The sequence below is a fragment of the Serratia sp. NCCP-200 genome, from assembly GCF_059697885.1.
Map to the genome: position 1 here is coordinate 208,314 of NZ_BAAKUJ010000004.1, position 24,905 is coordinate 233,218.

Sequence of the window (24,905 nt, forward strand, 5' to 3'; positions counted from 1 at the left end):
TTAATATCAATCCCTTAAAACATATTTCTTATCTAACAGTTTATGAGATTAATTTCGCTAAAGAACATCCCGAAAACGCATAAAAAATCACCACAACAAATTGAAAAATAACGCATTTTCCCCTGATAATAACAATTAAAATGACTTCATTAAGAATATTCTCTCAATTCGGTTACTATTTTCCCATCAACAGGACGGGATGATTAAGTTAAGTCTATTCATCACGTTGCAGCAAATAGTGATAATTCATCATCACTGCGTTGATAAATTTAACCAATGGCGCCAGATAAATCCTAGCCCTAGCGACATGCATTTATCGCTATGATATATATCAGATATTTTTCATAAAACAGAATTTTATACTTTAAAATAACTATATAAAGTTTTTTTGACTGATAAAATTTCCGGAGTAATGACCCACCACAATCGCTAGGAGTGATGGAAAAACATGGTTTAAAAAGTTGAAACATGCCTCTATTGCAGAATTTAATTCCGTAATGCAGGCCAAAGTGACATCAACCTTACTCGTAACCAATAGGTTGCCATGAAAATAATCGCTTCTATAATACGTGACTCAAGGGAGGCTTGTTATTTTGAGATACAACCGCGAAATAATGAACCAAGTGTATATGGAAAATAGACTTTATGGATTTCTGCTTAATGATAATGTTCTCTTTAACATTGCGACTCGCAGGCTCGTGCATTACTCCGAAGAGCTTTCCGAGCACAACATGTCTTTTAAAGTGGTCTCTTTAAACGAGACTCAATCACGACTGTTAACATGTTTACTAATGAATCGCACCAGCGCTGTTATCTATAAAGATGACATTATGAAAAGCGTTTGGGACGAATTCAACCTGTCATCGTCTAATCAACGACTGTGGCAAACGGTAAACGAATTAAGAAAGAAACTGTCGTTCATCGGCCTCCCCGATGATTTTATTGAAAATATCCATGGCATGGGTTACGCCGTAAATAACTCAAAAATTGGATCACTACATATTACATAAATTCTGTTCTGTTAATGACAGAACGAAATCAACATACCTATTTAGATATAGGTATATAACCACGCCATTCCAATGGATATTAGAATGGTTTAACAAAACTAAGGTAAGTAGGAATATATATGAAAAAGTTAGCAATCGTTGCATCCCTGGTCGCAGCATTCGGTTCTCTGGGTATGGCTCAAGCAGCCTCTACCGGTACCATCACCTTTAACGGTGAACTGACCGCTACTACCTGTGACGTTGTTGTTGACGGCCAGGCTGCTGACGCGACCGTGACTCTGCCAACTGTAGGTACCAACCAGTTGCAGGCCGCTACCCGCACAGCTGGTGACACTGGCTTCGTGATGGCGCTGAACAACTGCTCTGGCACCCTGCAGACCGCTTCCGCGTTCTTCGAAGCAGGTTCTTCTGTTGATCAGGTAACTGGCCGCCTGAAAAACATGACCGGTGGTGCTACCAACGTCAGCCTGCAGCTGCTGGACGGCTCAAGCGCGTCTCCGGCAGTGATCCAGGCGGGTAACCAGAACCAGGTAACCAACACCACTTATAAAGATATTTCCAGCGGCAGTGCAAGCCTGCCATACATCGTGCGTTACTACGCTGAAGCACCAACCACAGCCGGTACCGTAGTGAGCAACGTTGTTTATTCTATCCAGTACCAGTAATGGACTGCGGGAGGGGGATTTCCCCCTCCCAACTCGTCTGACCGTTTGGAGTTAATCATGAAGTTTCTCACACACACGACACACCAGATTTGTACGTTGGCAGCCCTGGCGCTGTTCAGCACCCATGCGCTGGCCAGCGTAGTGATCAGCGGTACCCGCGTGATTTACCCGTCGGATGCAAAGGAAGTCAGCGTCAAAATCAGCAACGTGGGCCCTTCACCGGTGCTGCTGCAAAGCTGGATCGACAGTGGCGATGCCAATGCCAAACCATCAGCCATCAAGGTGCCCTTCGTCCTGACCCCGCCGATGAACCGAGTCGAGGCCGGCAAGGGCCAGACGCTGCGTATCAGCTACTCCGGCGGTGCATTACCGATGGATAAAGAGTCGGTGTTCTGGTTGAACGTGCTGGAAGTGCCGGCCAAGAGTCAGGCCAAAACCGCTGAAAACAAGCTGCAAATGGCTTTCCGTACCCGTATCAAGCTGTTCTATCGTCCGGCCGGCCTGGAAGGTAATGCCAACGATGCCGCCAAGGCGGTCACCTGGAGTACTCAGGGGAACAAGGTCCAGGCCAACAACCCGACGCCGTTCTATGCCTCGCTGGTCAATCTGTCCATCAACGGCAAGAAACTCGACAGTGCGATGATCGCCCCACGAAGCACCATGACGCTGGAATTACCGGGCCAGGCTGGAAGCAAAATCAGCGGAACTTATGTGAACGACTACGGTGCCGTACTGCCCTTCGATGCAGTTGTGAAATAAGCACCTACTACGTCCCACCACATTAATTATCGTCTTCATCATTATTCAGGAAATACGTTCTTGAAAGGATCTCTTATGTCTAAATCTTTGCAATCAGATCTCCAGAGTCGGCTTTCTCCTCTGGCGATGGCCATGTTATCGACCTTTTTTGTTGGCGGCGTCCAGGCGGAAAGCGCCCCCTCCGCGCCACAAGAGATCGCAAAGAACCTGGAGTTTGATCCGTCTTTCCTGAATGTTGATGATGAAAAGTCGGTTGACCTCAGCCGCTTTGCCAATGGCTCATCGGCCCTGCCCGGCGTCTACAAAACGGCGGTGTATGTCAACGAACAGTTGGTCAGCAATATCGATATCGAGTTCAAGGCGCGTGCGGATAAAACCGTGTACCCCTGCCTGACCAGCGAGCTGATTAAGAGTATTGCGTTCAATTACGAAAAATTACCCTCGGACTTTTTAAGCCAGCAACAAGCAGGCGAGCAGTGTCTCGATCTTCAGCAAAAAATTCCTGAAGCCCAGGTTAATTACGACAGTAATGAACAGCGTCTGGATATCGTCATTCCTCAGGTCTACATGCTGAATACTGCCCGGGGTACTGTCAGCCCGGAGCTGTGGGACAGCGGTATTGCTTCCGCACAGCTGGGCTATAACATCAATGGCTATACCAGCGATTCACACGGTGAAACCTTCAACTCGCTGTTCGCCGGGGTGAATGCCGGGCTAAACGTCGGGGCCTGGTATTTGCGACATAACGGCTCCTATACCCGGATGGACAACGGGCCGAACCAGTACAGCAACATCAATACCTACCTGCAGCGCGATGTCCCAGCCCTCAAGGCCCGTGTCTTGATGGGGCAGTCAAACACCACCGGCCAACTGTTCGATACGCTGCCATTTACCGGTATCCAACTGGCCACCGACGAGCGGATGTTGCCCGAATCCCTGCGCGGTTATGCGCCGGAGATCCGCGGCATTGCCCGTACCAATGCCCGTGTCACCGTGCGCCAGAGCGGTCAGGTGCTGTATGAAACCACGGTCACCCCGGGAGAGTTCCTGATCAATGATCTCTACCCGACCGGCTACGGTGGCGATCTGGAGGTGAGCGTACGGGAATCCGACGGCACCGAGCAGACTTTCAGCGTGCCCTATGCGTCGGTGGCTCAGTTACTGCGCCCAGGTGCATCGCGCTATTCTATCACCGCGGGTGAAGTCCGCAGCGACAACCTGCGCGAAAAACCGGCGCTGTACCAGGCGACCTACCAGTTGGGGCTGACCAACGCCATCACCGGCTACGGCGGCCTGCAGCTCAGCCAGGATTACTACGCACTGCAACTGGGGGCGGCGGTGGGCACGCCGATTGGGGCACTGGCGTTTGATGCCACCCAGGCACGTACCCATCTGCAAAACGGCACCGATGAAAATGGCCGCCACCAGTCCGGCAACAGCCTGAGTGGCCAGAGCTATCAGGTTAGCTACAGCAAACTGATCAGCGAAACCAACAGTAACCTGTCGCTGGCAGCTTACCGCTTCTCGACCGATGGCTACATGGATTTCATGACGGCGATGCAAACCCGTGACGCCGTGGCGCAGGGGTTTTCTCCCGACTCGATCTGGCGGGCCAAGAACCGCCTGACGCTGACCGCCGGTCAGGGGTTGCCCGACAACTGGGGACAGTTGTATGTCAGTGGCTCCCTGCAAAACTACTGGAACAAGGACGGCAGCGAGAAGCAGTACCAGGTGGGGTATAACAACCGTTACAAGAGCCTGTCCTACGGGATCAGCGCCAACCGGACCTTCTCCAGCCTGGGGACTTCGCAGACCAACTACCTGCTGAGCTTCAGCCTGCCGCTGGGTCGGAATGACCAGACCCACACGCCACAGTTGCGCATGGACCTGTCCCATGACAGCACCGGGCGGTATGGCCAGCAGGCAACCGTCTCCGGTTCCGCCGGGGTGGATAACCAGTACAGCTACGGCGTGACGGCGATGAATGCCAACCAGGGTATGGGCACCAGCGGCTCGTTGAGTGGCAACTACCGCAGTCCGGTGACAGCACTGAGCGGCACCTACAGTACCGGCAAAGGCTACCAGAGTGCGTCCGCCGGCCTGAACGGCACGGTCATTGCGCACTCTGGCGGCGTGACCTTTACACCCTATACCTCGGACACCTTTGCCCTGGTCGAGGCCAAGGGGGCCGAAGGGGCCAGCGTCTCGTCCTATCCAGGGGTGAAGATTGACTCGCATGGCTACGCCGTAGTGCCGTACCTGAACCCGTACCAGATGAACGACATCACCATTGACCCGAAGGGTACCGCGTCCGATGTGGAGTTGGACAACACCAGCCAGAAGGTGGCACCGTACTCCGGTGCCGTGGTAAAGGTGAAATACGCTACCAAACATGGCACCCCCATTCTCGTCAACGCTACCTACCAGGGTGAGCCGGTGCCGTTTGGGGCCGATATCTTTGACAGCAAGGGGAAAAGCGTGGGTTCCGTCGGCCAGGGTGGGCAACTGTATGCCCGCGTGGCTGAAGACCGGGGGCAACTGCGTGTGAAATGGGGGGAAGGCAGCGAGATGCAATGCGCCGTCAGCTATGTCCTGATGCCGGTGGCCAAAGGGCAGAAACAGGCACAGATACAACAGTTTACCTCGACCTGCTCACCGAATAACGCTCCGGTGCCGGGAAACAAAATACTGGCCAACGCAGGTCTGAGCACACCCGCAGGCGAAAGTTAAACAAACCTGGCATGAGCCACTATAATTGATGCTAGTTAGATAACCAGGAGATGTAGAAGAAGCAGGAATAATAGTCGTTTCACTAAGTGCTAAACGAATTTTATTTATCAACTTCCTATCTCACTACCTAGGTTTTCTCAGCATAAGAGATAACTCAATGAAACGAAAAAACTTGAACATATTGAAGAGTCTTTTTTCAGTGTTATCTACACTGCCGATATGTGCTATTTTCATCAGTAGTGTTATTTTTAGTCAACATGCAGAGGCAGCAACGTGTTATCCAACTGAAGGTGTAGCTCCGTTTCAAGGCATCTTAACGCTTTCTGGCAATATTACCGTTGGCCCTGACACGCCTGTCGGCACCGTATTATACAGAGCTGACTACACCTTCCAGAATATGGGGGCGGTATTAACCTGTGATGCAGATGTGACATTGCAACAATATGCCCAATATAGCACTACGCCATTGCCAATCGTTCCTGTAGCGATCGGTGGTTTTAGCGGGGCAGTATATGAGACTGGACTGCCTGGGATCGGTGTCTTTATCACAGGAACAAATGGCTTCAATGAAAAATTACCACGCATAGAAAGGACGGACTTTTTTGAGTCCGGAAAACCCATTGTAAATAGCGGGGCTTATCGTGTTTGGCTGGTCAAAACAGGCCCTGTTACGCCGGGAGTTATTAATGCGGCAAATTTCCCAACAGTAATCACAACGAAAATCGCAGCAGGTGTTGCTGGACTCCCCCTTCCAATTCAATATCTGCAGTTTGGTGGGAGCCTCAATGTGATATCGACTACCTGTGTAACGCCTGATGTTAATGTAGACTTAGGTAGATTTTCTACAATTGATTTTACGGGGGCCAATTCTGCAACACCTTGGGTGGACGCATCTGTAACATTAAGCAGTTGTCCTATCTTCTATGGCACTTATAACATGAGTAACACTTCGTTAAGAAGGTCAGGAAATGGAGTGGTCACCACCAGTACAAGTACCTCTGATCCTAACGCGTTGACAATTGGGTTGACACCAATGAATCCAGTCATTGATCCTCTTCAAGGTATTATGGCAGTAAATTCATTGACAGCTGATCCCGCAGCACAAGGTATAGGTATTCAAATCGGGTACGGTAATTCTTCAGGAACACCAACCCCCTTTAACTTTAGTCAAGTTCAGACTGTGATAGCGCCCAAAGATGGAACAACGACATTGAGGATCCCGTTAGCCGCTCGTTATATAAAAACTAATACACAGCTGGTAGGCGGCCGGGCGGATGGTAAAATGACTTTTACTATCAATTATTATTAGAGCGTTATATGATTTCTGGTCTCGATTCTTTTGGCTATATCACCGTATACCTCGAACACCTTTGCCATGATTGAGGCCCAAGTACTATCGTATACCGGATTGAATATTAATTCACACAACTAAATGCTACTGTAAGATTTATCATCACCTATTATTAAATAATCTGCCCCTCCGGTAAATCGCTGGGGTGAGCGGGTAGTAACGGATTTTTTCAACAAAGTTAGCATCAAAAATAAAAAACTCGACAATCAATTTACATCAGCTAATTCTGCTTATTTAAAGCAACAATACCTAAAAAGGGAATTCGCCTCTCATTAGAAGGACCAATAGCTATGAACGTATACATTATCACCGAAAACAATTATTTTTTTATTGGTTTAAAGCATACGCTAAAAAACGATAAGAACTCAGTTGAAAAACTGTCATCCTATGAATTAGAAACTTCCCCTGATAATAAATTCAAACAAGGTGATATTTTTATCTTTCACACTTCAAATTACAGTTTGAAACTTTCCTTTCTAATCTCCACAGGGCATTTCCCTGGGAAGTTATTCTTTATCCCCACCAATGGGAAAGTTAGGTTCAAGGAGGCATTTAGCAGATATTCATTCTTAGATGCCAAATCAGATTTGATGAATGTTGTTTCTAAAGTATTTGATACTCAGCAAAAAAGTACTGAGCAAACGAAAATTTTTAAGGATGAGCTTACTGAAAGGGAAAAAACCATATTACATAAAACTATCAATGGCATGAATGCACAAACCATCAGCCGACTTCTTTGTATTTCGGTAAAAACTGTCTATACTCATCGACGGAATGCCCTGCATAAGTTAGGCGGTAGGAATTTATTTGAAATCTGGCCATTCAAAGAGAAAATCCTACAAACGATAGCAGCTTAAAACCAAAGCCACCTGTAAAAAATCAAGAATGGTGTGTTCATGCTAAAAAAATGAGTTTATAGAACACCCCATACATTATCAGCTATAATTAATAAGAAAGTTCATACCACGGCGAAACTAAAAACGTTGTAGATGTAAGCCCCTATTTGTACTACTAATGAATTTATGAGAGAAAATTATGAAAATATTTAGGTATTTAATGATTGCATTCGGAGCACTGGTATTTTTTACTCAAAATGCCCATGCTCTGACCAGTTGCCAACTGCCGGCGGGCTTGCCGAAGGTATATAACGTTCCATTGGCCCCCTTAAACATCACCGTTGGTCCAGACATGCCTGTGGGTACAGTAGTGTATAGACTTAATTTCAATCATCCACAGATAAATGGATTTCTTTGCCCTCCTGGTGAACAATTTAATCTTCCGCAGCGTCTTGACTACATAAGTCTCCCCATGCCATTATCCAGTTGGAATGGTACACCATTCCCTGGGAAAGTTTACAATACATCCGTACCAGGAATTGGGGTTGTTGCCTGGAGCGATATAAATAATCAGGCATTGCCTACCATTGCCTATACAACATCCAATGTAAACTCATTTTACGTAAGTATTAATGTTGTGCTTTCCTTTATTAAAATTGGTCCAGTCACCCCTGGTGTAATAACCGCATCATCGTTGCCCAGCGTCTTCCTTGAGTTTGCTCCAGATCCAACATTAACCGGAATGCCACAACGAATTTACAATTTGAGTTATTCTGGCTCAATTAATGTTGTCTCACAGACTTGTACCACTCCCGATGTCAACGTTCCTTTAGGCTCTTATGAGACAAGCACGTTTACATCCAAAGGTACAGTGACCGCCTGGAGGGATGCTTCTATCGAATTAAAAGACTGCCCACGTTTTTATGGTTATTATAACAATACTTCTTATAATACCTCTGTTGGTGCTGGATCAACAACAGCAGGAACCGCAGTACCCAACCTTTTGACGGCTAAAATAACGCCTCAAAATACAGTCTGGGATACTGCAAGGGGCATAATGAATGTGGCGAGTTCGACATCATCTGCTACTGGTGTTGGAATACAATTAGGATGGGGTGATATTTCCGGTTCTCCACAGCCGCTTAACTTCAATCAAAATTTCAACTTCAACCCAGGCAATAACGGTCTTAAATCATTTAAAATACCCCTATCAGCAAGATATTACCAAACGGGAGATACCGTTACTCCGGGGCGTGCTGACGGTAAAGTGACATTTACAATAAGCTATTACTAAAGGCTCTGCTAACCGCACTCCTTACAGTTATCAAAAATTGATAGATGATAATTTCCACGTAAGTAACTAATGTTAAGCTACTCATTAGTTACTTACTTAACCATCTGTTATTTAATGGAAATAGCTAATTCATCCTGAATAAATCATCATTCCGATAAATGCGGCAACAACATACTGAAAATCATCATTACTATAATCTTTACTTTCAATAAGTTACTTATAAAAGATATCAATCCTTCGTTCTCAAAAAGCCAAAAAATATCATAATATTGGTTTTTATTAATAATATCAATGAATTATGTAACAATCTTATGTTATGGACACCATCCCATCATAACATTGAATATCACCGCATTACACACATAAGAAATACTCGTATCCGATTGATAAAAAATGATATTTTTCCATTTGATATTTTTTAATAACAGTTCACTAAGAATATTCTCTTTTTCACGATAGTATTTATCCCAACAGCAAAACAGGACAAGAACAGTACAGGATGTTTATCAGGGTGAACAATAGCTCTCTGATAGCCCCATAAGGAAATGACGTAAATGTAGCATGCTGAGTTTTACTTTAAACTCAATGCCTACGTCGACGTCGATGACTATAGGGACCTGTCCAGCGCTGTTTAGCGAGCGATGTAACTTTCAATATCGTACCCGCTCTTGAATATATCCCGCTCTGGGAATACGGAAGTTTTTAACTTATTACATACAGGTAAATGAATATGAAAAAATTAACTATCGTTGCATCTCTGGTCGCCGCTTTCGGTTCCGTCAGTATGGCGCAAGCTGCTTCTAGCGGTACCATCACCTTTAACGGTGAACTTACTGCCAACACCTGTGACGTCGTTGTGGACGGCCAGACGGCTGATGCTACTGTGGTGTTGCCAACAGTGGGTGTCAATCAACTGAATAGCGCCACCAAAACTGCTGGGGACACGGGCTTTGTGATGGCACTGAACAATTGTTCCGGCACGCTGCAGACGGCCTCGGCCTTTTTTGAAGCGGGCGCGTCAGTAGACTCCCTGACCGGACGTCTGAAAAACCTGACTGGCTCGGCGTCCAACGTCAGCCTGCAACTGCTCGACGGTTCAAGTTCGTCACAGGCCATCATCCAGGCCGGTAACGCCAACCAGGTAATGAACACCACCTATAAAGATGTCTCAGGCGGCAGCACCACTCTGCCATACATCGTACGCTACTATGCTGAAGCACCTACCACGGCAGGTACCGTGATCAGCAACGTGGTCTACTCCATTCAGTACCAGTAATAACGCAACAGGGAGGGGGTATGCTCCTCCCTGTCTGAGTATTTAGGCATCAGTTAACAGCCTCATCCGTTATTAAATACCTAGGCTTTAAATTAACATCATAAGGAACGACTAACTATCCCAATCAAGGACAGCCACTTCATTTCTATTTCAGATATCCCCATGCTCAAGATTTTTATTCTATTGATTCTGGTTTTAATCTCCTTACTGACCTTTTCTACTAACGCAGAACCCTACCAGGAGAACAGCCATACTGCCAGTACCCCAGCTAATGCGCATAACGATAAGCAGAAACTCAATAAAATCCTGACGCATTACGATCGATGGGAAGGGGTCAGTTACAAATTTGGTGGAAACAACCGTCAGGGGATCGATTGCTCTGCCTATACGCAGCGCGTGTTCGCTGACGAATTCGCCTTAAGCTTGCCAAGAAGCTCCCATGAACAGGCCAAATTGGGCTCGCGGATTGGTAAGCATGATTTGGATACTGGCGATCTGGTGTTTTTTAAAACGTCACCGCAGGAGCGCCACGTGGGCGTTTATATAGGGGAGGGAAAGTTTATTCATGCCTCCAGCAGCGCTGGCGTCACCGTCTCAACGCTGGATAATCAATACTGGAAAACACGCTATGAGCAGGCACGGCGTATAAAACTGGAAAATGTATAAGCTGGTTCCGGAAGGGTCCTTATATATATATAGAATGATATCTATCAATTAGATACGTGAATTTCTTATATATGCAATTCGATGATATTCAATGTTATGCCGAGGCTGTTTTTTATAACACAAAGTAATTACATAACTTATTGATATGAATATAAAAACACTTAGCAATACAAAAATAGAAAAATTAAATTCCCATCGAAAAAATCACGTACAAAAACCAACGACAGAATCGCATAACAACATGAAAAATAAGAAATATCATGATCATTATTAAAACCAGCCTTGAAACTTTAGATGTTGCTACAACACAAAACTCTTCATTCAGTTGCAGACTATAGAGGGCTCAAGCACTCGATAAAATGGTGCAATAGCAGTATGTTTTCAATTAATCACAAAAGTGCTATCTTCTAAGCCCGTAACCACAGACAAGGAAAAAAACATGTCTGAAAGAGATATAAATGACCTCCGTAATCGAATTGCCATCCAAGATAAAGTGATAGAGCACTTAGTCATACGTTCGGAACTGTCGCTTCACCTACTATCTGCAGTGCTACCAACAAGTGGGCTAACGAGCGAGTCTGTAAAACAAAAGATAGAGCAGTTCAAATGTTTATCATCTGCGGTAAGTATAGAGACACTGGAAATTGAGAAACGCAAATTACTCAATGCCATATAAAGACAATAGAATTTAATTCTACCTTTTTATAGATAGCTTTATTTTTAACTACTAAATACAAACTCATTAGTGACATGCTAATGAAGAGATAATATACTCTAAAAAATCATAACCCCGAGACACCTAACTTCCTCGGGGTATTTTTTTGGGTGTTTATCTCTATTTACTCACAGCCACCACAGTATCTACTCATGATTTTTAACGTAGTTTTACAAATCACTTACTGCTTATCGTGATGGTACGTTCTCATTTTTTTACTGTCGCAAAGTTCGAGCCACTGATAGTCTTTGTTGATACTTTTACCATTAGTGATCACGATTAGGATGACACTTCAGCCACACCCCAGAAATACCAGGCATCCTGCAATTGAGCTATCCAGAACAAGCTGACCGGAGGTACAACCAAAGTCAGCCTGCAGTTGCTCGATGCGTCCAACTTCCTCTCGTATGGTCATTCAGGCCGGTAACCAGAACCAGGTTACCAACACTGCTTACGTTGACATTTCCAGCGGCAGCGCCAACCTGCCTTATGCGGTTCCTTACTATGCTGAAGGAGCAACCACTCCGGGCACCGTGGTCAGAAATGTAGTCTATTCTATTTAATACCGGTAATACTTCCCCCTCCCTTTATCAGGCGAGTCAGGAGTTTTTATGAAACTTTTTTCTCAAAATATATGCCAGATTGTTACCCTTACCGCAGCTGCCTTATTTAGTGCCCACTCGCTGGCTAGTGTCGTCGTGAGCGGCACGCGTGTTATTTACCCCTCTGATGCTAAAGAAGTCAGCGTTAAAATCAGCAATGTGGGCCCCTCGCCGGTACTGCTGCAAAGCTGGATCGATAACGGTGATGCCAATGCCAAACCCGCCGCAATCAAAGTGCCGTTTGTGCTGACCCCACCAATGAACCGTGTCGAACCCGGTAAAGGCCAGACATTGCGTATCAGCTATGCTGGTGGCACATTGCCGATGGATAAAGAATCGGTATTCTGGTTGAACGTGCTGGAAGTCCCGGCCAAGAGCCAGGCAGCAACCGGTGAGAACAAACTGCAGATGGCTTTTCGTACCCGCATCAAGCTGTTCTATCGCCCAAAAGGCCTGGAAGGCAACGCCAACGACGCGGCTAAAGCCGTCATCTGGAGCACCCAAGGTGGGAAAGTACAGGCCAACAACCCCACCCCGTATTATGTTTCTTTCGTGAACCTGTCGGTCAACGGCAAGAAACTCGATAACGCCATGGTACCGCCTCGTTCAAACCTGGCACTGAATTTACCGGGTAATGCTGGCAGTAAGATCAGCACCAGCTTTGTTAATGACTACGGTGCGGTAATCCCCATAGACGCTGTCATTAGATAGCCCATCTTTAGCTATTCACAACATATGTGGTGACTTCGGTGTCAAGCTCTTGGGGGGCAAGGTGTCAAAATTTTTGCGGCATATTTTTTGGGCTCGCTTCGCTCTTATGGGCACAGCAGTGCTCTCAATTGTTCTGGTGGGCAGAGCTCAGGCGGAAGCCCCCCCTGCGCCACAAGCGCCCCCGAATCTCGAGTTCGATTCATCCTTTCTGAATGTGGATGACGAAACGTCGGTCGACCTCAGCCGCTTTGCCGCAGGCGCCTCTGCTCTGCCGGGCATCTACAAAATCGCGCTGTACGTCAATGAACAACTGATCAGTAACACCGATATTGAATTCAAGCCACGGGCCGACAAGTCGGTCTACCCCTGTCTGACCAGCGACATTATTAAAAATATCGCTTTCAACTACGAGAAGCTGCCACCAGACTTTTTGAGCCGACAGGCTGGCAGTGGCATGTGCCTGGATCTACAGCAAAAGCTGCCAGAGGCACAGGTCAATTTCGACAGCAATGAACAACGCCTGGATATCATTATTCCCCAGATTTACATGCTGAATGTCGCCCGTGGCACCGTCAGTCCGGAACTCTGGGACAGCGGAGTACCCGCCTTCCTGCTTGGTTATAACGTCAATGGCTATACCAGCGAGTCACACGGCGAAACCTTTAGTTCGCTGTTTGCTGGCGTCAACACCGGGCTGAATCTGGGAGCCTGGTATCTACGTCACAACGGCTCTTATAACCAGATGAGCAACGGACCAAGCCAATACACCAGTATCAATTCCTATCTGCAGCGTGATATCCCGCAGCTGAAGGGCCGAATGCTGCTAGGTGAGTCGAACACCACCGGCCAGTTGTTTGATACCTTGCCTTTTACCGGTGTGCAACTGGCTACCGACGAGCGGATGTTACCGGAATCTCAGCGCGGTTATGCTCCGGAAATTCGAGGGATTGCACGCACCAACGCGCGAGTCACGGTAACCCAAAATGGTCAGGTCTTGTATGAAACGACCGTCACACCTGGTGAATTCCTGATCAATGACCTGTACCCAACCGGCTATGGTGGCGATCTTGTCGTCACCGTACGTGAGTCTGACGGTACCGAACAAACTTTTAGCGTCCCCTATGCCTCGGTGGCCCAATTGCTCCGACCTGGATCGTCACGGTACGCGATCACCGCTGGTGAGTTACGTGCGGAAAACCTGCGTGAGAAGCCCGCGCTGTTCCAGACCACCTATCAATATGGCCTCAATAACGCCATCACCGGCTATGGCGGCATTCAGGCCAGCCAGGATTATTACGCCTTTCAGATCGGAGCCGCTTTTGGTCTGCCGATAGGGGCTCTGGCCTTTGACGTTACTCAGGCCCGGACGCAGTTGGACGACAGTACCGATATGAATGGAGTGCATCGTTCAAACGGCTCCCAGAGCGGGCAAAGATATCAACTCACTTACAGCAAGCTGATTAGTGAGACCAACAGCAACCTTTCCATCGTGCTGCATCACTCCTCTTCTCAAGGCTACATGGACTTTTTGACGGCCATGCAGACACGAAATGCCGTAGAGCAAGGGTACGATCCGGATACTATATATCGTATTAAAGATCGCCTGACCCTGACTGCCGGGCAGGGCCTGCCGGATAACTGGGGGCAGCTGTATGTCAGTGGGTCGATGCAAAACTACTGGAACCAGGATGGCAGTGATATGCAGTACCAAGTGGGGTACAACAATCGATACAAAAGTCTCTCCTATGGTATCAGCGCCAACCGAAGCCATTCCAGCCTGGGCACAATGCAAACCAACTTTCTGCTGAGTTTCAGCCTGCCTCTGGGACGGGATGACCAGACCCACACACCTCAGTTGCGCATGGACCTGTCTCACGATAGCAGTGGCCGCAATGGCCAGCAGGCGACCGTTTCAGGTAGCGTCGGGGAAGAAAACCAGTTCAGCTATGGGATAAACGCCATGAATGCCAACCAGGGGATGGGCGCCAGCGGCTCCGTAAGTGGTAACTATAGAAGCCCAGTCTCAGCATTGAGTGGAACCTACAGCACGGGTCAAGGTTACCAGAGTGGCTCGGCCGGCATAACCGGTACGATGATCGGCCATGCCGGGGGGGTGACCTTCACGCCATACACCTCGGATACTTTTGCTTTGGTTGAAGCCAAAGGTGCTGAAGGGGCTAGCGTGTCATCTTATCCGGGGGTGAACATCAACTCTCGCGGTTATGCATTGGTTCCTTACCTGAACCCGTACCAGATGAACGACATAAGCATTGACCCGACAGGCACTTCGTCCGATATCGAGCTGGACAATACCAGTCAGAAGGTGGCCCCGTATTCCGGTGCAGTGGTAAAACTACAATACGCTACCAAACGGGGTACACCGATCCTGATTAATGCCACCTATCAAGAGGGGCCGGTTCCCTTTGGGGCCGATGTTTTTGACAGTAACGGCAACAACGTAGGTTCTGTGGGTCAGGGCGGGCAAGTCTATGCCCGTGTCGCGGAAGACCAAGGGCTACTCACGGTCAAATGGGGTGAGAGCAACAACATGCAATGCATCATCGGATATATGCTAATGCCTGAGGCAAGAGACGGTACTATGATGTCCATTCAGGTCTTCGACTCGGAATGTCAATGAGTCCCCTCCAACTCTGGTGCCATTGGCGTTATCGGGTAATACAAAGGTTGATTGCCCGATAACGTTCCAACGCTCAGACAAGGAGGCAATTCACTTCCCAAAGCCTTTTATTGATATTGAATAGCACACTGCGTATGGCAGGTTGGTGCCGATGGTAGGCAGCACCACGGTGGCGTCTGCAGCCTGACTATCAACAACGACGTCACATTTATTAGATAAAAAAACCGCCTCCTTTACCCTTATGAGTAGAGCAAGGTTAACACATAATAAAACCATGCAATACATTGATTAAATTCAATAAAAATATTTTATAACTGTACTGCAAGACACTTATCGCGGAAGGTGAAGCCAAATTACCTCACCTGAGCGTCTCAGAATCATAATAAATGACTCTGAGACGTCTCTTTAGATTTTATAATTTTAGGTTCTTACGGCGTATTTTCTCGAGTAGGCGCCAAACCTCGCTATAAGAGAGTTTACTTCGCAGCCAGCTGGTTTTTTACTATCTGGCCGTCTTTCATAATAACAGTCAGGTTTTTGCCAGGATCGGCTAGCAGGCCGATATCAGCGATTGGATCGCCGTTGACCAGTAATAAGTCAGCTAAGGCCCCGACTTCGACAACACCCAGTTTTCCTGGATAGGGATTGCGTCGATCTGATAGCGCCAACAACTTTGCATTATCAGCTGTCGCCATTTTGAGAACTTCGGCTGGGGTGTACCAACGCGTCATAGTAGAAAGCTGTGAGCCTTGTCGGGCTGCCAAATTAGCATCAAATAAAATGTCCGTGCCAAATGCGACTTTCACACCATATTTTTTTGCCAACCGATAAGCATTATCCGTTCCGGCAAAAACTTGCGCTGCTCTGGCTTGCCCAGCGGCATCGGGCAGTTGATTGGCGTTTTCATCAGCCAAAAATGGTTGCAGGCTCCACCATGTTCCCGTATCTGCCATCAATTTTGCCGTTGCATCATCGGCCAGTTGACCATGTTCAATCACTTTTGCACCGGCCTGAATGGCATTACGAATGGCTTCCGGGGTATATGCATGGACTGTCACATAGGTCCCCCAATTCGCAGCGGCCTCGACTGCGGCGTGAATTTCATCGACGCTAAGTTGTACCGTATCTATCGGGCCATAGGGAGAAGAGACGCCACCGCCCCCGGTCAGCTTGATCTGGCTGGCTCCTTGCAATAATTGTTCTCTGGTGCGCTTGCGAACCTCATCGGGCGAATCTGCTATCGCAGAGATACCCACTCGCTCTGGATAGCTCAATTGATCAGGGGTAGAGGGGATCTCGGAAAGCATACGAAAATCACCATGGCCACCCGTTTGCGAAATCATTGCCCCTGATGGCCAGATGCGTGGCCCTTTGATGACGCCATTATCAATAGCGAGTTTTAAGCCAAATGCCGGCCCCCCCAAATCACGAACGCTGGTAAAGCCACGCAGCAGTGTTGACTCTGCCTCAGCACCAGCCAGTAACGTAATAAAAGTTAACGGGGCCATGGATGCCTGAACCATGGTAGGTCGAACCATAAAGGTGTGCCAGTGAGCATCGATAAGGCCAGGCATCAGTGTTTGGCCATTGCCAGCGATATGCAGCGCATCGGCGGTTAAACTAATCGGTTGGGAAGAGATTTGCGTAATTTTATTGCCTTCAACGGCCACATTCATCTTGGCAGTCAAGGTGCTGCCGTCAAAGATCCGTACATCCTCGAAGATAGTCATTGACGATTGAGCAATGGATGGTGCAGGCAGGAGCTGAAGGCTGGTTATACATGCAGCCAGGAAAGTTCTGTTGATTACATTTGACATTGGTATAGCCCTCTCGTATCCCTTAAGCAGGTAGTGTTTATTATTTATAATCGATAGCGTGCCGTCCCATTAATATCCAAAAGCGCATGGAAAGACTTCAACCTCAATAGAGTGTAGAACGTTTTTATAGGGTTGCCATGAAAAAATATCATTAAAATACAATGCGTTGTTTTTTCAGCAAAGATCACGGGTTAACGTATATAATTCGAAAATATTCAATCTATACATAGGCAAGCTAAAATAATAAAAAGACTAACGGCACATACTGTGTTGATGGTGAAAATGATCCACTTACACTCTAAGTTATCCTGCCGTATTAATCCAAGGCATATAGCAACAGTGAATAGCACAACGATAAAAAATCCATATAAGGATGAAATACCCAACAATAGAATATCCATATCCCCCCCAAGAAAGGAACGAAGATAAAATCAAGCTGACATATTCAGTTTAGTGTTTGCCAATAGCAGAATTAAGAGTAGCAGAATCACAGCATCTTATAAGACTTTGTTCTCCTAAATAAAAGCATTTCCTATCGCAACCGCTTGGTACTCATGAAAAAAAATAACAAACAGAAAAAAAATTTTAAGACTATTATTAGTATTAACCTCGAAAAATGCTGGATTTATGATACATATAGTGTATGGCTAGCGTCAAAAATGTGCTACAAAAAACACTAATGACGGCCAACGAGACCCGGCGCAACCTCTGCAAGATCACTAACACTCCTTGTTCATCTTCCCCCTTCCGACTAGAAAAGACATTATTTCCGGCTATAATGTAGTAGGTATTCACTTTTACCCTTTCCACGATATAGCACTGTCAACTTATTGAACGCATCCAGTCCTCTCCCCCCCTACTTACCAATGAAATCTTTCTTAAATTTACAATCTATTAATTACAAACAGTTAAATCATTATAGCGATGCTCACCGACGTCAACATCCCACCCATAGCATTTCTCACTATCAGAATATCACCTTAAAAATCACACCATTATAAGATTTTCTTAGGTATTTATGGTTGATCCTGTTAGAACGTTAAAGGACCTGGTTTTTACGTCATAAGATAATCACATAACTCCATGACTTACAAAGGTAAAAAAACAGAGCAATACAACTTAATATTACTTTATTCGGAATTTTCCCTGCCAAGCCTTACTATTTCCTCAGCAGCAAGACAGCACGTCAGACAGAGAAATTGATGCGTGACTGGTAAAGAAACAAAGGCATCGTTAAAAATACTCAGTAAGGAGTAACGTTCATTATTCGGAGTGAGTTACTTAATCACATCGGTTAATTGACGACTGCAGTTATCGCCAAACGTTTCCCACGCTGTTAACTGGGTGAAGGTCTATTTATATCGGCCTACACATAATAATACTCCCCTTATTCGGGAGCTCAAAATCGTTAATTCAATATAAGGTAATAGGAAATATTATGAAAAAGTTAGCCATCGTTGCATCCCTGGTCGCCGCATTCGGTTCTGTTGGTATGGCACAAGCCGCCTCTACCGGTACCATCACCTTTAACGGTGAACTGACCGCCACCACCTGTGACGTCGTTGTTGACGGCCAGGCTGCGGACGCCACCGTTACGCTGCCAACCGTCGGTACCAATCAACTGAATGCCGCCACCAAACGAGCGGGTGATACCGGCTTCGTCATGGCGCTGAACAACTGTGCCGGCACACTGCAAACCGCAGCGGCTTACTTCGAAGCAGGTTCTTCCGTTGATTTGACCACTGGCCGTCTGAAAAACCTGAACGGTACTGGCGCAACCAACGTTAGCCTGGAGCTGCTGGATGCCAACAATTCTTCACCAAGCGTGATCAATGTGGGTAACCAGATCCAGAAAACCACTGCGGGTTACAAGGATGTCTCAGGTGGCAGCGCCAACCTGTCTTACATCGTTCGCTACTATGCAGAAGCGCCAACCACTGCCGGTCTGGTTGATAGCAACGTTGTTTATTCTATCCAGTACCAGTAATGGCTTGTGGGAGGGGGTATCCCCCTCCCAAATCACCCGGCGTTGGGTGCACGGTCCACTGTGGAACCCATGTGAATGATCAGAGTGTCGAACTGACCCTTGATGCCATCGTGAAATAAGCATCCACAACGTCCCATCACATTAATGACCGTCTTCATCATTATTCAGGAAATCAGCTCTGAAGGAGTTCTTTATGCCTAAATCTTTGCAACGTAGCCTTCATGGGCGGCTTTCTCCCCTGACGCTGGCCATTTTATCGACCTTCTTTGCGGGTGGCACCTTTGCTGCCGACACGGCCGCGGCCGCACCGCAAGAAATCGCAAAGAATCTGGAATTCGATGCTTCTTTCCTGAATGTTGATGATGAGAAATCGGTCGATCTCAGCCGTTTTGCCAATGGCTCCTCGGCGCTGCCCGGCGTGTATAAAACCGCCCTGTATGTCAACGATCAGATGATCAGCAATGTCGATATCGAATTCAAGGCGCGGGCAGATAAAACCGTTTATCCCTGCCTGACCCCCGATATCATTAAAAATATCGCCTTCAACTACGACAAACTGCCGGCAGACTTTTTAAGCCAGCAGCAAGCGGGCGACCTGTGCCTGGATCTGCAGCATAAATTGCCGGAAGCCCAGGTGAACTTTGACAGTAATGAACAACGTCTGGATATCCTCATTCCCCAGGTCTATATGCTGAATACCGCACGCGGCACCGTCAGCCCGGAGCTGTGGGACAGCGGTATTGCTTCCGCACTGTTGGGCTACAACGTCAATGGCTACACCAGCGAATCCAACGGGGAGACGTTCAGCTCGCTGTTTGCCGGCCTCAACGCCGGGTTAAATCTGGGTGCCTGGTATCTGCGGCACAATGGTTCTTATACCCAGATGGATAATGGGCCAAGCCAGTACAGCAGCATCAATACCTATCTGCAGCGCGACATCCCGGCGCTCAAAGCCCGTGCTCTAGTGGGCCAGTCGAACACCACCGGGGATCTGTTCGATACGCTGCCGTTTAGCGGTGTGCAACTGTCCACCGACGAACGCATGCTGCCGGAGTCCCTGCGCGGTTACGCGCCGGATATTCGCGGTATCGCACGGACCAACGCCCGCGTCACCGTGCGCCAGGGTAGCCAGGTGCTGTATGAAACCACGGTCCCCCCGGGAGAGTTCCTGATCAACGACCTGTACCCGACCGGCTACGGCGGCGATCTGCTGGTCACCGTGCGCGAGTCCGACGGCACCGAACAGACCTTCACCGTGCCCTATTCCTCCGTCGCCCAGTTGCTGCGCCCAGGATCTTCACGCTATAGCATCACCGGGGGGGAGGTACGCAGCGATAACCTGCGCGATAAACCGGCCCTGTATCAGGCCACTTACCAGCGCGGGCTAACCAACCGTATCACCGGCTACGGCGGCATGCAGCTCAACCAGGATTATTATGCGCTGCAATTGGGCGCCGCGGTCGGCACCCCGATTGGTGCGGTGGCATTTGATGTCACCCAGGCCCACGCGCAGTTGCCAAACGGCACCGACGGGGCGGATAGCAGCCTCAGCGGCCAAAGCTATCAGGTGAGCTACAGCAAACTGATCAGCGAGACCAACAGTAACCTGTCGCTGGCGGCCCATCGCTTTTCGACCGATGGCTACATGGACTTCATGACGGCGATGCAGACACGCGATGCGGTGGCACAAGGGTATTCTCCGGACTCCATCTGGCGCGCCAAGAACCGCCTGACACTGACGGCCGGACAAGGCTTGCCGGGTAACTGGGGGCAACTGTATGTCAGCGGCTCGTTGCAAAACTACTGGAACCGGGACGGCAGTGAGAAGCAGTACCAGATGGGCTACAACAACCGTTACAAGAGCCTCTCTTACGGCCTGAGCGCCAACCGCAGCTTGTCCAGCCTGGGGACTTCGCAGACCAACTACCTGCTGAGTTTCAGCGTGCCACTGGGCCGCAGCGATCAGACCCATACGCCACAACTACGTATGGACCTGTCCCATGACAGCAGTGGCCGTTATGGCCAGCAGGCCACGGTGTCCGGCTCTGCCGGGGCGGAAAACCAGTTCAGCTACGGCGCAACGGCCATGAATGCCAACCAGGGCATGGGCTCCAACGGCTCGTTGAGCGGCAACTATCGCAGTCCGGCAACGGCGTTGAGCGGCACCGTCGGTACCGGTAAGGGCTACCGCAGCGCCTCTGCCGGCATGAACGGCACGGTGATCGCCCATTCCGGTGGTGTGAGCTTCACCCCGTACACCGCGGACACCTTTGCCCTGGTCGAGGCCAAGGGGGCCGAAGGGGCCAGCGTCTCGTCCTATCCGGGGGTGAAGATTGACTCGCACGGCTATGCCGTGGTGCCGTACCTGAACCCGTATCAGATGAACGACATCAGCATCGACCCGAAGGGCACAGCATCCGATGTGGAGCTGGACAATACCAGCCAGAAGGTGGCGCCTTACTCCGGCGCGGTGGTGAAGGTGAAATACAACACCAAGCGGGGGACGCCGATTCTGATCAATGCCACCTTCCAGGACGATCCCGTGCCGTTTGGTGCCGACATCCTGGACAGCAAAGGCAACAACGTGGGCTCGGTGGGGCAAGGAGGGCAGTTGTATGCGCGTGTCGCAGAAGACAAAGGTCAGTTGCGGGTGAAATGGGGCGAAGGCAGCACGATGCAGTGCACCGTCAGCTATATCCTGATGCCAGTGGCCAAAGGGCAAAAACAGGCGCAGATACAGCAATTTAACTCGGTGTGTCAGCCCTCTGCTGGGCAAGTTGACAAGACCCGTCGCGCTGTACCTGCATGACACCACAACATGGCGAGAGTGATAGAAGTGCCTCACTCTCGCCAGAAGGAAATGCAACGACACCTGCAAACCCGTCTGTAAACGAATAGTCATTATAAAAGGAGCTAATCATGACGATATATATTGTCACGGAGAATAATTTTTTCTATTTAGGCGTTAAAGAAAAACTGCCCTTTAGCCCCAAGGACATAAGACAACTGTTACCGAACGTTCTGGAAAACAGCGACATGGATAATTTTGACAAAAATGATGTTTTTATTTTCCATACGTCTAATTTTGGTATGGCGTTTTCACTCCAGATATCAACAGGTATTTTTCCTGGAAAGGTCATTTTCATCCCAACCTCTCGCAAGGAAAAGTTCAAGCTGTCGTTCAATCAGTACGTGGCTCTGGACAGCTATGCAACCATTGACGATATCGTTGCAAAAATAATCGGTAATGATAGCGATGCCCAAAAAGCGACTCAAGATCCGCTGACCAGACAGGAACACGTCGTCATGCGCCATACCATCAATGGCATGGACGTGCATAAAATCGGCCAGTGCCTGTCCATTTCAATCAAAACCGTTTACGCACACCGACGCAATGCATTGCACAAACTCGGCGGCAGAAATGTTTTTGAGATATGGCCCTTCAGCGGAAAATTTTTACGGGATGCCGTTGTTTGAACACAACGGCCTTGCTTGGGGTACAGACACGTATCCAACCTTGACCTGATACGCTGTTGGCATTTCAAACCAAAACCAATCAGGTAGAAACGCTAAATAATCAGATAATACAAACCTAAGATTTTAATGTAAGCAATTGATTTTTAATACCTATATGAGTGGACAACAAGACTTGATATTACTTCACTAAGAGTATTCTCTTTTCTTGGATAGTATTTATCCCAACAGCAGGACAGCACGATAAACATCATCATTGATGCGTGACGGGTGAAGAAGCAAAGGCACGATTAAAGAAACTCAACAAGGAAGTTCGCTCAATATTCGGGGTGAGTTACTTAATCACATCGGTTAATTGACGACTGTAGTTATCGCCAAACGTTTCACACGCTGTTAATCAAGCGAAGGTCTATATATTTCGCACCTTATAGAGTGAGGACATTCCCCCTTTCCGGAATATCCGAATCGTTTATTCAATACAAGATAATAGGAAGTATTATGAAAAAGTTAGCCATCGTTGCATCCCTGGTCGCCGCATTCGGTTCTGTTGGTATGGCGCAAGCCGCCTCTACCGGTACCATCAACTTTAATGGTGAACTGACCGCCACTACCTGTGACGTCGTTGTTGATGGCCAGGCTGCAGACGCCACCGTGGTGCTGCCAACCATCGGCACCAACCTGCTGGATGCCGCCACCAAAACCGCTGGCGAAACCGGCTTTGTGATGGCACTCAACAACTGTTCCGGTACCCTGCAGACGGCCTCTGCCTTCTTTGAAGCCGGTGCATCTGTTGACCAGGTTACTGGCCGCCTGAAAAACCTGACCGGTGGCGCAACCAACGTCAGCCTGCAACTGCTCGATGCCTCCAGCACCTCCCGCTCGGTCATTCAGGCAGGCAACCAGAACCAGGTGACCAATACCGCTTACGTTGACATTTCCAGCGGCAGCGCCAACCTGCCATACGCAGTACGCTACTACGCGGAAGGTGCAACCACTCCGGGCACCGTGGTCAGCAACGTAGTTTATTCTATTCAATATCAGTAATACCTACCGGGAGGGGCATAAACCCCTCCCAATCTCATATTAGGTTTGGCGTTGTTATAAACTTTTTCCCACCATACCTACCAGGTTTTTACACCGCAGGCAGCTCTGCCAGCGGCCAACGTGGGCGTACGGTAACGCCCAACTCCGGGTTACCCCCGTTTTTCATCCGAACCATCCCGGCATAGGCGATCATCGCCCCATTGTCGGTGCAGAATTCCGGGCGGGCATAGAACACTTCGCCACCGCGTTTTTTCATCAGTTCAGCCAGCTTGCTACGCAACGTGCGGTTGGCACTGACGCCACCGGCCATCACCAGGCGTTTAAACCCAGTCTGCTCCAGCGCGCGTTTGCATTTGATCGCCAGCGTATCCACCACCGCATCTTCAAAAGCACGGGCAATGTCGGCACGGGTTTGATCGTCGTTGCCGTTAGAGCGGATGGTATTGGCGGCAAAGGTCTTCAGGCCGGAGAAGCTGAAATCCAGCCCTGGACGGTCGGTCATTGGGCGTGGGAAGGTAAAGCGCCCTTCAGTGCCCTGCTGCGCCATTTTCGACAGCATCGGCCCGCCAGGATAATCCAACCCTAACAGCTTGGCGGTTTTGTCGAATGCTTCGCCAGCGGCGTCGTCGACCGACTCCCCCAGCAAGGTATATTCACCAATTCCGGTCACGCTGATCAGTTGGGTATGGCCACCAGACACCAACAGCGCCACAAACGGAAACTCCGGTGGGTTGTCTTCCAGCATCGGTGCCAGCAAGTGGCCTTCCATATGATGCACCGGCACCGCAGGCACGCCCCAGGCAAACGCCAGTGCGCGGCCAATGGTTGCCCCGACCAACAAGGCCCCCACCAGACCCGGCCCGGCGGTATACGCCACGCCATCGATATCGGTAGGCTTCAGGTTCGCCTCTTTCAGTGCGGCCTGGATCAGCGGCACGGTCTTGCGCACGTGATCGCGAGAAGCCAGCTCCGGCACCACGCCGCCGTAATCGGCATGCAGTTTCACCTGGCTGTAGAGTTGGTTGGCTAACAAACCGGCTTGATCGTCATACACTGCAATACCGGTTTCATCGCAGGACGTTTCTATACCCAATACGCGCATTACATTTCCCATCATTCACGTGCGGCCGCCAGTTTATCACAATCAACGCCATTTACCGCCAGCCTGCAGCACCCTGGCCGCCATGGTGCGCTATGTCGATGATTCACAAGGTTGCCTGCCGGGTGATTAAAAACGAGCAATTTTTTCTGATTAGTCTATAATCGGCGGCCGATGCATAATTGCGCGAGTTTGCCGGAACGCGGCGTGTTTCAATTTGCTATGGTGCTT

19 protein-coding genes are annotated in these 24,905 nt (G+C 48.6%); 17 read left to right on the plus strand and 2 right to left on the minus strand.

Going from position 1 to position 24,905, the window contains the following annotated elements; genetic code table 11:
• The first annotated feature begins 731 nt into the window (after positions 1 to 731).
• From AC6HVW_RS15405 to AC6HVW_RS15465, 13 genes are all read left to right on the plus strand, one after another.
• On the plus strand, positions 732 to 1,010 hold the full coding sequence (locus tag AC6HVW_RS15405) for a winged helix-turn-helix domain-containing protein (protein WP_497569556.1): 279 nt from the start codon (positions 732 to 734) through the stop codon (positions 1,008 to 1,010).
• Positions 1,011 to 1,129: 119 nt separating this feature from the next.
• The gene (locus tag AC6HVW_RS15410) at positions 1,130 to 1,675 is read left to right on the plus strand and encodes a fimbrial protein (RefSeq protein WP_059201047.1); all 546 of its coding nucleotides are present in this window, start codon (positions 1,130 to 1,132) and stop codon (positions 1,673 to 1,675) included.
• A 57-nt stretch (positions 1,676 to 1,732) separates the two neighbouring features.
• On the plus strand, positions 1,733 to 2,434 hold the full coding sequence (locus AC6HVW_RS15415) for a fimbrial biogenesis chaperone (protein WP_059201862.1): 702 nt from the start codon (positions 1,733 to 1,735) through the stop codon (positions 2,432 to 2,434).
• 75 nt (positions 2,435 to 2,509) lie between these two features.
• Positions 2,510 to 5,164 (plus strand): fimbria/pilus outer membrane usher protein, encoded by a 2,655-nt coding sequence (locus AC6HVW_RS15420; protein ID WP_497569525.1) that lies wholly within the window; start codon positions 2,510 to 2,512, stop codon positions 5,162 to 5,164.
• Between the two features lie 157 nt (positions 5,165 to 5,321).
• The gene (locus tag AC6HVW_RS15425) at positions 5,322 to 6,473 is read left to right on the plus strand and encodes a fimbrial protein (protein ID WP_497569526.1); all 1,152 of its coding nucleotides are present in this window, start codon (positions 5,322 to 5,324) and stop codon (positions 6,471 to 6,473) included.
• Positions 6,474 to 6,805: 332 nt separating this feature from the next.
• A complete protein-coding gene (locus AC6HVW_RS15430; RefSeq protein ID WP_497569527.1) occupies positions 6,806 to 7,372 on the plus strand; it encodes a helix-turn-helix domain-containing protein in 567 nt (188 codons plus the stop codon).
• 178 nt (positions 7,373 to 7,550) lie between these two features.
• Positions 7,551 to 8,645 carry a fimbrial protein gene (locus tag AC6HVW_RS15435; protein ID WP_497569528.1) on the plus strand — a complete coding sequence of 365 codons (1,095 nt, stop codon included), beginning with the start codon at positions 7,551 to 7,553 and terminating at the stop codon, positions 8,643 to 8,645.
• Positions 8,646 to 9,375: 730 nt separating this feature from the next.
• On the plus strand, positions 9,376 to 9,921 hold the full coding sequence (locus AC6HVW_RS15440) for a fimbrial protein (protein WP_497569529.1): 546 nt from the start codon (positions 9,376 to 9,378) through the stop codon (positions 9,919 to 9,921).
• A gap of 162 nt (positions 9,922 to 10,083) precedes the next feature.
• Complete coding sequence (locus AC6HVW_RS15445; RefSeq protein WP_497569530.1) at positions 10,084 to 10,587, plus strand: NlpC/P60 family protein; 504 nt, start codon at positions 10,084 to 10,086, stop codon at positions 10,585 to 10,587.
• Positions 10,588 to 11,026: 439 nt separating this feature from the next.
• Positions 11,027 to 11,263, plus strand: a complete 237-nt coding sequence (locus AC6HVW_RS15450; protein ID WP_059201865.1) for a hypothetical protein — start codon at positions 11,027 to 11,029, stop codon at positions 11,261 to 11,263.
• Positions 11,264 to 11,688: 425 nt separating this feature from the next.
• Positions 11,689 to 11,865, plus strand: coding sequence for a hypothetical protein (locus AC6HVW_RS15455; protein WP_497569531.1), 177 nt, complete (start codon positions 11,689 to 11,691; stop codon positions 11,863 to 11,865).
• Positions 11,866 to 11,913: 48 nt separating this feature from the next.
• Positions 11,914 to 12,615 carry a fimbria/pilus periplasmic chaperone gene (locus tag AC6HVW_RS15460; protein ID WP_497569532.1) on the plus strand — a complete coding sequence of 234 codons (702 nt, stop codon included), beginning with the start codon at positions 11,914 to 11,916 and terminating at the stop codon, positions 12,613 to 12,615.
• Between the two features lie 106 nt (positions 12,616 to 12,721).
• Positions 12,722 to 15,253 carry a fimbria/pilus outer membrane usher protein gene (locus AC6HVW_RS15465; RefSeq protein ID WP_497569533.1) on the plus strand — a complete coding sequence of 844 codons (2,532 nt, stop codon included), beginning with the start codon at positions 12,722 to 12,724 and terminating at the stop codon, positions 15,251 to 15,253.
• 476 nt (positions 15,254 to 15,729) lie between these two features.
• On the opposite strand, the gene AC6HVW_RS15470 is transcribed toward AC6HVW_RS15465, so the two are convergent.
• A complete protein-coding gene (locus AC6HVW_RS15470; protein WP_497569534.1) occupies positions 15,730 to 17,070 on the minus strand; it encodes a metal-dependent hydrolase family protein in 1,341 nt (446 codons plus the stop codon).
• Positions 17,071 to 18,508: 1,438 nt separating this feature from the next.
• On the opposite strand from AC6HVW_RS15470, the gene AC6HVW_RS15475 reads away from it, so the two are divergent.
• The 4 genes from AC6HVW_RS15475 to AC6HVW_RS15490 all read left to right on the plus strand — a co-directional run bounded on the left by AC6HVW_RS15475 (position 18,509) and on the right by AC6HVW_RS15490 (position 23,575).
• Positions 18,509 to 19,057 (plus strand): fimbrial protein, encoded by a 549-nt coding sequence (locus AC6HVW_RS15475; RefSeq protein WP_497569535.1) that lies wholly within the window; start codon positions 18,509 to 18,511, stop codon positions 19,055 to 19,057.
• A 193-nt stretch (positions 19,058 to 19,250) separates the two neighbouring features.
• Positions 19,251 to 21,866 carry a fimbria/pilus outer membrane usher protein gene (locus AC6HVW_RS15480; protein WP_497569536.1) on the plus strand — a complete coding sequence of 872 codons (2,616 nt, stop codon included), beginning with the start codon at positions 19,251 to 19,253 and terminating at the stop codon, positions 21,864 to 21,866.
• 110 nt (positions 21,867 to 21,976) lie between these two features.
• Positions 21,977 to 22,534 carry a helix-turn-helix domain-containing protein gene (locus AC6HVW_RS15485; RefSeq protein WP_179254106.1) on the plus strand — a complete coding sequence of 186 codons (558 nt, stop codon included), beginning with the start codon at positions 21,977 to 21,979 and terminating at the stop codon, positions 22,532 to 22,534.
• A 495-nt stretch (positions 22,535 to 23,029) separates the two neighbouring features.
• A complete protein-coding gene (locus tag AC6HVW_RS15490) occupies positions 23,030 to 23,575 on the plus strand; it encodes a fimbrial protein (protein ID WP_059201867.1) in 546 nt (181 codons plus the stop codon).
• Between the two features lie 88 nt (positions 23,576 to 23,663).
• Here the strand turns inward: AC6HVW_RS15490 and tsaD are convergent, their stop codons facing one another.
• Positions 23,664 to 24,677: a tRNA (adenosine(37)-N6)-threonylcarbamoyltransferase complex transferase subunit TsaD gene (gene tsaD, locus AC6HVW_RS15495; protein ID WP_115159962.1), complete on the minus strand. Its 1,014-nt coding sequence runs from the start codon at positions 24,675 to 24,677 to the stop codon at positions 23,664 to 23,666.
• Positions 24,678 to 24,905: the final 228 nt, after the last annotated feature.

Bases quoted from the DNA above. Each gene is read 5' to 3' on its own strand.
- AC6HVW_RS15405 (WP_497569556.1), top strand. From the start codon at position 732: ATGTCTTTTAAAGTGGTCTCTTTAAACGAGACTCAATCACGACTGTTA.
- AC6HVW_RS15410 (WP_059201047.1), top strand. From the start codon at position 1,130: ATGAAAAAGTTAGCAATCGTTGCATCCCTGGTCGCAGCATTCGGTTCT.
- AC6HVW_RS15415 (WP_059201862.1), top strand. From the start codon at position 1,733: ATGAAGTTTCTCACACACACGACACACCAGATTTGTACGTTGGCAGCC.
- AC6HVW_RS15420 (WP_497569525.1), top strand. From the start codon at position 2,510: ATGTCTAAATCTTTGCAATCAGATCTCCAGAGTCGGCTTTCTCCTCTG.
- AC6HVW_RS15425 (WP_497569526.1), top strand. From the start codon at position 5,322: ATGAAACGAAAAAACTTGAACATATTGAAGAGTCTTTTTTCAGTGTTA.
- AC6HVW_RS15430 (WP_497569527.1), top strand. From the start codon at position 6,806: ATGAACGTATACATTATCACCGAAAACAATTATTTTTTTATTGGTTTA.
- AC6HVW_RS15435 (WP_497569528.1), top strand. From the start codon at position 7,551: ATGAAAATATTTAGGTATTTAATGATTGCATTCGGAGCACTGGTATTT.
- AC6HVW_RS15440 (WP_497569529.1), top strand. From the start codon at position 9,376: ATGAAAAAATTAACTATCGTTGCATCTCTGGTCGCCGCTTTCGGTTCC.
- AC6HVW_RS15445 (WP_497569530.1), top strand. From the start codon at position 10,084: ATGCTCAAGATTTTTATTCTATTGATTCTGGTTTTAATCTCCTTACTG.
- AC6HVW_RS15450 (WP_059201865.1), top strand. From the start codon at position 11,027: ATGTCTGAAAGAGATATAAATGACCTCCGTAATCGAATTGCCATCCAA.
- AC6HVW_RS15455 (WP_497569531.1), top strand. From the start codon at position 11,689: ATGCGTCCAACTTCCTCTCGTATGGTCATTCAGGCCGGTAACCAGAAC.
- AC6HVW_RS15460 (WP_497569532.1), top strand. From the start codon at position 11,914: ATGAAACTTTTTTCTCAAAATATATGCCAGATTGTTACCCTTACCGCA.
- AC6HVW_RS15465 (WP_497569533.1), top strand. From the start codon at position 12,722: ATGGGCACAGCAGTGCTCTCAATTGTTCTGGTGGGCAGAGCTCAGGCG.
- AC6HVW_RS15470 (WP_497569534.1), bottom strand. From the start codon at position 17,070: ATGTCAAATGTAATCAACAGAACTTTCCTGGCTGCATGTATAACCAGC.
- AC6HVW_RS15475 (WP_497569535.1), top strand. From the start codon at position 18,509: ATGAAAAAGTTAGCCATCGTTGCATCCCTGGTCGCCGCATTCGGTTCT.
- AC6HVW_RS15480 (WP_497569536.1), top strand. From the start codon at position 19,251: ATGCCTAAATCTTTGCAACGTAGCCTTCATGGGCGGCTTTCTCCCCTG.
- AC6HVW_RS15485 (WP_179254106.1), top strand. From the start codon at position 21,977: ATGACGATATATATTGTCACGGAGAATAATTTTTTCTATTTAGGCGTT.
- AC6HVW_RS15490 (WP_059201867.1), top strand. From the start codon at position 23,030: ATGAAAAAGTTAGCCATCGTTGCATCCCTGGTCGCCGCATTCGGTTCT.
- tsaD (WP_115159962.1), bottom strand. From the start codon at position 24,677: ATGCGCGTATTGGGTATAGAAACGTCCTGCGATGAAACCGGTATTGCA.